Source organism: Streptomyces sp. ATLC9 (assembly GCF_057196705.1).
On sequence record NZ_JBXUOY010000220.1, the window covers coordinates 1 to 8,905 of the forward strand.

The window sequence follows — 8,905 nt, forward strand, 5'->3', positions numbered from 1 at the left end:
GCCCCGGGGCGCCCGTCCCCACCCGGACGTCCCGGGCCCGGCCGCTGAAGCCGTCGGCGGCGGGGACGGCGACGAGGCCTGCCGGACGGCTCGCGAGAGGCCGCCCGGCAGACCGATCATGGCACGAATCCGCCGGTCAGCGGCCGATCATCCGGCTTTCCGGCGGCCCCGGGTAGCTCGGCCGCAGACCGCCGGTGTCCACGACGATCCGGCGTACGACGACCGTCGGATCGACCATCCACAGCTTCAGGACGTGGACGCCCGGCCGTGTGCCGGGTGACGGTGCGGTTGACGTTGTCGGAGGTGTTCCTCGCCCACCGCCTGTTCATGTGGGTGTCGTCGGTGCCGGTGGCGGCGGTGACGTTCACCGTCCGCGGTTCGGCGTGGTCGATCGAGACGGCGTACCGCAGCCCCCGAGGATGGACCGCATCAGGTCGATGCCGTCGCCGTCGGGCAGGCTGACGTCGCCGTTGCCGCGCATGCCGAGGGTGACCGCCCCCTCGAAGCCCCCCTCGGCCATGCGGCGGACGCCGTCGGCCCAGTACGCCCCGACCGCCTGCCGGTTGCGGCGGAAGCTCCACTCGCCGGTGCCGCCGTAGGGGTCGCTGCCGGGCTCGGTGATGTTGCCCTGGGCGTCGCGTTTCGCGGGGTTGACGTCCTCTCCCGCCTGGAGGCGGGAGATTCCCTCCCTGGCGCCCGTCGAGACGGCTCGCCTTGAGTATGCCCGATGCGCCGGCCCCGTTCCGCACCACGGCGGGGCGGCCCGTGCGGGCTCAGCCCGGCCAGGTGCCCGTGATCTTGCGGACGGCGACGGCACCGCCGCGGTCCACCGCCGCCCTGACCACCGAGAAGATCACGCCCTGGATCGCGGCCGCCAGCAGGATCTCGCCCAGCTTGCGGTCCTCGTCCCCGGGATCGGGCGCGTCGTCCTCGTCGCTGACCACCTTCCACGCCTTCTTGAAGGCGGTGCTCGCGACCAGGCCGCCCAGGGTGCCGAGCGCGAACCCGACGGGCCTGTACACCAGCTTCTGCTTCCTCTTCTTCATGACCGGTTCTCTCCTACCGGGTCCGCGGGACTGTTCCGGGCGCTCCCGTCACGGGCCGCCCGGGTCCTGTCACGGCTTCCCCGTACGCGTCGCGCCATACCGCGTGTGCGCCGGTCAGCGGGTCACCACATGCCGCTCGTCCGGGACGCAGTGGGTCATCGTCAGACCCTCGACGTCCCGCGGCGGGTTCTTGCCGAGGTTCGCCAGACGCTCGCGGTCCTCGTCGGTGAGCCGCTGGTCCGGCAGTGGTTCCAGGTTCGCCACGTCCTGCGGGGAGATGCCGAGCCCCTCGCCCACCCGCAGTCCGAGGTCGTTCTCCGCGAGCAGCAGGTGCCACACCATCCGTTCCTGGATGTGCCTGGGGCACTGCTTGAACTGGTCGGTGAAGTTGGCGACCAGATCGTCGCGCTCCCAGTCCTCCATCAGCAGGTAGCGCTGCCCGGCCTGCAGGTAGTCGTTGGTCCGCGGGATACGGCTACGGGTCAGCCTGCCGCGGAGCTCCGGCCCCTGTTCGCCGTAGCCCGGTCCCTCCGCCTCGGCGAGCCCGCCCAGGGTGGACGGCTCGTAGTTGACGTGCCGGTTCTCGCCCCGGGGATCGACCTCGTAGGCCATGGGGCCGCCGTTCTGGTTGGTGTGGACCGGGGCCTTGGCCCGGTTCACCGGCAGCTGGAGGTAGTTGGGGCCCACCCGGTAGCGCTGGGTGTCGCTGTAGGAGAAGGTGCGGCCGACCAGCATCTTGTCGTCGGAGAAGTCCAGGCCGTCGACCAGCACACCGGTGCCGAAGGCGATCTGCTCGTTCTGGGTGAAGAAGTCGTCCGGCATCCGGTTCAGGACCATGCGGCCCACCGGCTTGGGCGGGAACTCCTGCTCCGGCCAGGTCTTGGTGTCGTCCAGCGGGTCGAAGTCCAGCTCCGGGTGCTCGTGGTCCTCCATCATCTGCACCAGGAGTTCCCACTCGGGGTAGTCGCCCCGCTCGACGGCCTCGTACAGATCCTTGGTGGCGTGGCCGAGGCTGTCGGCCTGGACGTTCGCGGCGTCCTCCTCGGTCATGGAGCGCACGCCCTGTTTGGGCATCCAGTGGTACTTGACCAGCATGGTGCGGCCTTCGGAGTTCTCCCACTTGTAGGTGTTGACCCCGAAGCCCTGCATGTGCCGGTAGTCGGCGGGGATGCCGCGCGGACTGAAGAGGTTGACCAGCATGTGCATGGACTCGGGCGTCTGCGACATGAAGTCGAAGATCCGCTCGGGCCGCTGTTCGAAGGTGACCGGGTCGGGCTTGAGGGCGTGGATGACGTCGGGGAACTTGATGGCGTCCCGGATGAAGAAGACACCCAGGTTGTTGCCGACGAGGTCCCAGTTGCCCTCCTCGGTGTAGAACTTCACCGCGAAGCCGCGGGGGTCGCGGGCGGTCTCGGCGGAGTCGCGCCCGCCGATGACCGTGGAGAAGCGCACGGCCACGTCGGTGCGCTTCCCCCGCTCCTGGAACAGCTTGGCACGGGTGTACTGCGCGATGGGCTCGTCACCCCAGGAGCCGTACGCCTCGAAGTAACCGAAGGCCGTCACGCCGCGCGCGTGCACCACCCGCTCGGGGATGCGCTCGCGGTCGAAGTGGCTGATCTTTTCGAGGAAGTGGTAGTTCTCCAGCGTGGCGGGACCCCGGGCGCCGACCGTGCGCTGGTTCTGGTTGTCGTGGATCGGGTGGCCCTGCCGGTTCGTGAGCACCGGCCGGTCGTCGCGCTGCCTGGCTGTCTCGGTCACGTACGGGTCTCCTTCGAACGAGGGTTCGCGCGGCGGAGGCGTCCGGAAGCCGCCGCGCGTGTGCCTGTACCCCGATCTGCCCCATTCGTACCTTCACGTCGGCCATCGGTGCGCCGTGGGGAGAGCCGCACAGCGGACGCGCCGGGGCCCGAGGTCAGCGCTCCAGGTCGCCGCGCATGGCGACGAACAGCTCCCCGGCCTCGTCGAGGGGCTGTCGGGGAACAGCGCCACCGCGGCGGTGCTCTCGTCCGCCCGGCCGCGGATCACCTGGCCGTTCTCGGCGAGGGAGGCGAGCAGGCACTCCACCGAGCCGCCCAGCGGCCCGGGGTCGGCCACCGGCTGTGCCTCGGACTGCCCCGGCTCCGGGTCCCACTCGATGTACTCCAACGTGCCGCGGAAGAGGTGCTCACGGCGTTTGCCCGTGTCCTCGGGGACGTTGTCGACGCCCTCGAAGAGGATCGGGTCGCCGCCGTCCGGGGCGGCGAAGTGGCTGACGACCAGCCGCATGCCGTCCCGCGTCTCCCCCGGGTCGACCGGTACGTCCCCGGCGGCGCCCTCCCCGGTGTGCCTGCGCGGGCCCCCGCCTCCGCCGCGTCCACCAGGGACCGCTCACCACCCGGCGCGGGCGGTCGCGACGCGTCCGGAGAGGCGGTCGCCGACGCTCCCGGGACAGCGGGCGGCGAGGCGGCTTCCGCCGGCGGGTCCTCCGGCTGGCAGGCCGTCAGCGCCGCCACGGCGACCGCCGCGGTGACCGCCGTCCGGACCGGTCCCGCCCGCGATGTCCGAAACACAGTGGTGTACCCACTGTTCAAGGCCGTCCCTCCGACGGCCGCGACCAGTGGACGCGCAGGTGGGCGGGCCCGGTTCCCGCGTCCCGGCCGCTGCCCGCAGGAGAGGGGAGGCACCCGTGAGGCTGGCCGGACTTCCGCTGTCCCCGCCGGCCGATCCGGGGTACGCATGACAGGGGGACCGCAGAGCGGACGGCCGCTCCCCCCAGTGGAGAGGAGGTGCCCCGTGCCCGCCGAGACGGACACCGGCCGGGAGTACGGCGCCCGGCCCGGCCCCTCCTGCCCCGAGCCGCCCGAAGAGGCGGAGGACGGCCGGTGCACGTGGATCGTCGGCGACTGCTGGCTGTGGTGTCTGCGCAGCGGCACGGCGGTCACCTGGCTGGGACCGGTGCTCTCCTGGGGCACCCACGCACCGCTGTACGCCTGCGAGGACTGCATCAGCCTGCTGGAGAAGCAGGTGGAGAGCCCCACCCCCGCCGGACCGGGACCCGTCTGCTGGCTGTGGTGCGGGCGGGGCGAGGTGCCGCTGACCCCTCTCGCGGAGGTCGGGCACCGCGGGAGGACGACCGTGTTCTCCGCGTGCGAGGACTGCGTCGCCCGGCTCAAGCAACGAGTGCTGGCCGCGGCGATGGTCAAGGACGCGGCCAAGCGCTGAGCCCCGCCCGTGCGGGCGGGGCCCGGTTCAGGCCACGGTCCTGCGCACCGCTTCGGCCACGACGGCGCTCAGGTCACCGCCCGTCTCCTCGAAGACAGCGCGCTGGACGGCGGCCCCGTTGCCGCGCCGGAAGAGGCCCTCGACCCCCTCCTTGGCCAGGGGCAGGTCACCGGCCTCCGACAGGGCCGGGGTGGTGTGGTCCAGCAGGGCCCCGACGACGTTCTCCGCGGGGGCGGGCTCGAAGGTCACCGGGTGCACCAGCTGCCCGGAGAGCCCGGAGCGGCCCGCCCGCCAGGCCGCCAGGCGCAGCAGACCGACATCCACCGGCGCGGGCGGTCCGCCCGCGCGCCACTGCCGGGCCGCGGTCTCCACCAGCGCGCGGACCAGCGCCGCGAGCAGCACCGTGTCGCGCGCGTCGAGGCACACATCGGCGACCCGCACCTCGACCGTGGGGTAGTTCCGCGCCAGCCGGGCGTCGAAGTAGATCATCCCCTCGTCCAGCAGCGCCCCCGTCCGGATCATCGAGCGCACCCGCTCGCGGTAGTTCCCGGCCGAGCCGAAGACCTCCACCGGCCCCGCCGACGGCCAACGGCCCCACACCCGGTTGCGGTAGCTGGCGTATCCGCTGTCCTCCCCCTGCCAGAAGGGGGAGTTGGCGCTCATCGCCAGCAGCGGGGCCAGCCACGGCCGGATCCGGTCCAGGACGGCGACCCCCTCCTCGTCGGATTCCACTCCCACATGGACGTGGAGCCCGCAGGTGAGCTGCTCCTGAGCGGTCAGCCCGTACTCGTTCACCATCCGCAGATAGCGCTCGCCGGGACTGAGCGAGGGGTCGACCGACCGCGGCGAGGTGGCCAGCGCCGCGACCTCCGCTCCGACCGCACGCGCCCGCTGCGACGCCGCGCCACGCCACCGGCGCACCTCCACGGCCAGATCCACCATCTGCGTACGCGGACGGGTCCCGGTCTCCAGCTGCTCCTCCTGGAGCTCCTTCTCCAGCTCCTCGTTCTCGCCCGCGGAGGCCAGTACGGCCCCCGAGACGGCCCGCGGCTCACCACCGTCCGCGCTCACCAGGAGCAGTTCTTCCTCGACACCGACGCTTCTCATCGCCACAGCCTCCTCAGGCGGTCGTCCGGTCCAGCGACTTCCCCGACCGGGCGCGAGTACGCGCCATGGTTCGGCCACACGAACAGGCGAGGCGAAAGGGCGAGGCGACCGGGTCATGAAAGGACCTGACAGGGGAAGTCGTTTCCGGGGGTGGGCGGCTGAACAGACATGACGTGCTCTTCCTCGTCTGTTCCGATCACGTGCCGACGTGAATCGACCATCAGGAAGGGTCATTCCCACATGCCCGCACACCACCCGCACAACGGTTGTATGGAAGGGGGCGGCGGTGCCGTGACGTCGGTCGCACCCGGAAGTGGATGAGGGGCCGCTCTCAGAAGGTGTCGCGCAGTCCGAGCAGCGCCCTCTCGGTCTCCTGGACCGGCAGGGCCTGGGTGACCATGCGGTCGAGGGCCTCCAGATAGGTGGTGACCTCGGGACGTTCGTCGATGTAGACGGCGCCGGTCAGGCTCTCGGTGTAGACGATGTCCGGCAGCTCCGGATAGCTGAATCGGAAGAGCTGGAAGGGGCCGAACATCCCCGGGTGGGGCCCCGCGCTGAAGGGCATGATCTGCAGGCTGATCTCGGGCCTGGCGCAGACCTCGACCAGCCGGTCGACCTGCGCCCTCATGACGTCGGCGCCGCCGACCGGTCTGCGCAGCACCTGCTCGTCCAGCACCACCCACAGGCGCGGCGCGTCGGGCTTGGCCAGGAGCTGCTGCCGCCCCATGCGCAGCGCGACCCGCCGGTCGAGTTCCTCCTCGTCCGCCCGGGGGAAGCCGGTGCGCAGCAGGGCGCGGGCGTACTCCTCGGTCTGGAGCAGGCCCGGAACACAGTGGGGCTCATAGGAGCGGATGAGGTCGGCCTCGCTCTCCAGGCTGACGTAGAGGCTGAACCAGTCCGGCAGGACGCTTCGGAAGCGGTGCCACCAGCCCGGTTTGTTGGCCTTCTCCACCAGCGCGAGGAAGGCGTCGGCCTCTTCCGTCCCGACGCCGTAGCTCTCCAGCAGCGCCTTGACGTACAGCGGACGCAGGCCGACCTCGGCCTTCTCCATGCGGCGGACCGTGGACGTGGTGACGCTCAGGACCCGGGCGGCTTCCTCGAAGGATTTCCCGGCGCGTTCGCGCAGGTCACGCAGGCGCAGCCCCAGGACGATCTGTCCCACGGTCGGCGCCGACCGGGACTCGCCCATGGTCTCTCCCTTCCCGCTCGCGCCTCACGGCGGAGCAGTGTGCCACGGCCTCGGCAGCGCAGCCAGGCTGTCATTCAAATCTTGCAATTTGCAGAACTCTTCTTGCCTTTTGCGGACACCAATGAGCATAGTAGCCGGGTGATCCAGTTCACGGCGCGGTCACACCGGCGTCGAACCGTCCCGGTACACGGGCCCTCCCATCCCTCCCGCGGGCCCCGTGCCCTCGCCGTCCCTCCCCACCGTGACGCACTGGACACGGTGACCGGTCAGCGGGCGTTGCCGGGTGCCGGCCCCTCGTACGGGCCGGGCACCGCACACGGCGCGCCGGCTCCGACGCCCACCGGCGTACGAGGCGTACGAAAGGCGAGCCACTGATGGCTCTTCTCCCCCACTCAGCGCACACGGCACCCATGCTGCCGGCCGTCCGCCCCCAGCGATCGCGACAACGGGCGGAGTTCGAAGTGCCCGCCCAGCGCTCCTCGGTGTGCGTGGCCCGGCACCTGCTCGCGGAGTGGCTGCTCCGCTGGCGCTGTCCGCACAGTGTGGTCGACACGGCACAGCTGGTCGTGTCCGAGTTCGTCACCAACGCCGTGGTCCACACCGTCAGCGACAGAATCTCCTGCGTTCTCCAGCACGGCGACCGGCGGCTGCGCATAGAGGTGCGCGACCAGGGCACCGGCGCGCCCGGACTCGCGGCCCGGTCGGCGGACGTCGAGGCGACCAGCGGGCGCGGGCTCCAGCTCGTCGACGCCCTCGCCCACTCCTGGGGGGACATACCCGCCGGCCAGTCGCGGGGTCGGGTCGTGTGGGCGGAACTGAGGCTCGACGACACCTGACGAGCCCCTCCGCCGCGCGCCACCACGCGTCACTCCGCGGTCGGCACGTCCGGAGGCGTGCCGTGCCAGACCGTGGTGACGTTGCAGAACTCCCGGATGCCGTGCCCCGACAGCTCCCGGCCGTAGCCGGAGCGCTTGATCCCGCCGAAGGGCATCGCCGGGTGCGATGCGGTCATGCCGTTGAAGTAGACGCCGCCCGCCCGCAGGTCGCGCACACAGCGGTCCTGCTCCTCCCGGTCGCGTGTCCAGACGTTGGAGCTCAGGCCGAAGGGGGTGTCGTTGGCCATCGCGATCGCCTCCTCCAGGTCCGCCGCCCGGTAGAGGGTCGCCACCGGGCCGAAGGTCTCCTCGCGGTGGACGCGCATCCCGGGCGTGACGTCCGCGAGGACGGTGGGCTCGTAGAACCAGCCGGCCGGGTGGGCCGCGGGCCGCCGTCCGCCGCACAGCACGGCGGCGCCGCGCTCGCGGGCGTCCTCCACCAGCTCCTCCAGATCGGCCCGGCCCTTCTCGCTGGCCAGCGGCCCGACCTGGGTGGACGCGTCCATCGGGTCGCCCACCTTCAGTGCCCCCATGCCGTCCACGAACAGCCGGGCGAACTCCTCGTACACGTCCTGGTGCACGATGAAGCGCTTGGCCGCGATGCAGGACTGGCCGTTGTTCTGGGTCCGCGCGGTCACCGCCACCTCGGCGGCCTTCGCCACGTCCGCCGAGGGCAGGACGAGATACGGGTCACTGCCGCCCAGCTCCAGGACGGTCTTCTTGATCTCGTCTCCGGCGACCGAGGCCACCGAGCGCCCGGCGGGTTCGCTGCCGGTGAGCGTCGCGGCGGCCACACGGTCGTCGCGCAGGACGCCCTCCACCGCTCCGGAGCCGATCAGCAGGGTCTGGAAGCAGCCCTGCGGGTAACCCGCGCGGCGGAAGAGGTCCTCCAGGTACAGCGCGGTCCGCGGCACGTTCGAGGCGTGCTTGAGCAGACCGGTGTTGCCCGCCATCAAGGCGGGGGCCGCGAAGCGGATCACCTGCCACAGCGGGAAGTTCCAGGGCATCACCGCCAGGACCGGGCCCAGCGGGCGGTGGCGCACGTACGCGGTGCTGCCGCCGCTGTCCTCCACGTCCGCAGGCGAGGGGTGCTCGTCGGCCAGCAGTTCCTCGGCGTGGTCGGCGTACCAGCGCATCGCCTTCACACATTTGGCGGCCTCGGCGCGGGCCGCGGTGACGGGCTTGCCCATCTCGGTGGTCAGGGTGCGGGCGATGTGGTCCTGGTCCTTCTCCAACAGGTCGGCCGCCCGGTGCAGCAGTGCGGCACGCTCGGCGAAGCCGGTGGTGCGGTACTCCTCGAAGGCGGCGCGGGCGCGCTCCAGCCGCTCCTCGATCTCCTCCGCGCCCAGGGCCTCGAAGGTCTGCAGGGTCTCGCCGGTGGCCGGGTCGGTGGTCGAGATGGGCATGGGTCCCTCCCGGGAGTGGGGAGCGGGGGGGGGGGCGCCGGCGCCGCGGGGGGGGGGGGGGGCGGGGCGCCCCGCGGGGCG

The 8,905-nt window shown here is 71.9% G+C and carries 8 protein-coding genes and 2 pseudogenes; 2 read left to right on the forward strand and 8 right to left on the reverse strand.

The annotated features are described in order from the left end of the window. Positions 1 to 136: 136 nt before the first annotated feature. The 5 genes and pseudogenes from AC2CJA_RS20170 to AC2CJA_RS20190 form a co-directional block, all read right to left on the reverse strand. A pseudogene (locus AC2CJA_RS20170) lies at positions 137 to 368 on the reverse strand (hypothetical protein). A 47-nt stretch (positions 369 to 415) separates the two neighbouring features. After that, a pseudogene (locus tag AC2CJA_RS20175) lies at positions 416 to 649 on the reverse strand (glycosyl hydrolase 115 family protein); the annotation flags it as partial. Between the two features lie 124 nt (positions 650 to 773). After that, complete coding sequence (locus AC2CJA_RS20180; RefSeq protein WP_484604097.1) at positions 774 to 1,046, reverse strand: DUF4235 domain-containing protein; 273 nt, start codon at positions 1,044 to 1,046, stop codon at positions 774 to 776. Positions 1,047 to 1,160: 114 nt separating this feature from the next. Beyond that, positions 1,161 to 2,804, reverse strand: a complete 1,644-nt coding sequence (locus AC2CJA_RS20185) for a catalase (RefSeq protein ID WP_484604098.1) — start codon at positions 2,802 to 2,804, stop codon at positions 1,161 to 1,163. A 93-nt stretch (positions 2,805 to 2,897) separates the two neighbouring features. Next, positions 2,898 to 3,311: a hypothetical protein gene (locus AC2CJA_RS20190; protein WP_484604099.1), complete on the reverse strand. Its 414-nt coding sequence runs from the start codon at positions 3,309 to 3,311 to the stop codon at positions 2,898 to 2,900. A 507-nt stretch (positions 3,312 to 3,818) separates the two neighbouring features. On the opposite strand from AC2CJA_RS20190, the gene AC2CJA_RS20195 reads away from it, so the two are divergent. Beyond that, positions 3,819 to 4,247, forward strand: coding sequence for a hypothetical protein (locus tag AC2CJA_RS20195; RefSeq protein ID WP_484604100.1), 429 nt, complete (start codon positions 3,819 to 3,821; stop codon positions 4,245 to 4,247). A 27-nt stretch (positions 4,248 to 4,274) separates the two neighbouring features. On the opposite strand, the gene AC2CJA_RS20200 is transcribed toward AC2CJA_RS20195, so the two are convergent. Then, entirely contained in the window at positions 4,275 to 5,354 is a 1,080-nt protein-coding gene (locus AC2CJA_RS20200; RefSeq protein WP_484604101.1) for a glutamate--cysteine ligase, read from the reverse strand. A gap of 331 nt (positions 5,355 to 5,685) precedes the next feature. Next, positions 5,686 to 6,543, reverse strand: a complete 858-nt coding sequence (locus AC2CJA_RS20205; protein WP_484604102.1) for a helix-turn-helix domain-containing protein — start codon at positions 6,541 to 6,543, stop codon at positions 5,686 to 5,688. Between the two features lie 410 nt (positions 6,544 to 6,953). Here AC2CJA_RS20205 and AC2CJA_RS20210 point away from each other — a divergent pair, with 410 nt between their 5' ends. Further along, positions 6,954 to 7,379 carry an ATP-binding protein gene (locus AC2CJA_RS20210; protein WP_484604103.1) on the forward strand — a complete coding sequence of 142 codons (426 nt, stop codon included), beginning with the start codon at positions 6,954 to 6,956 and terminating at the stop codon, positions 7,377 to 7,379. Between the two features lie 29 nt (positions 7,380 to 7,408). Here AC2CJA_RS20210 and AC2CJA_RS20215 read toward each other — a convergent pair whose 3' ends face one another. Beyond that, complete coding sequence (locus tag AC2CJA_RS20215) at positions 7,409 to 8,824, reverse strand: NADP-dependent succinic semialdehyde dehydrogenase (RefSeq protein WP_484604104.1); 1,416 nt, start codon at positions 8,822 to 8,824, stop codon at positions 7,409 to 7,411. Positions 8,825 to 8,905: the final 81 nt, after the last annotated feature.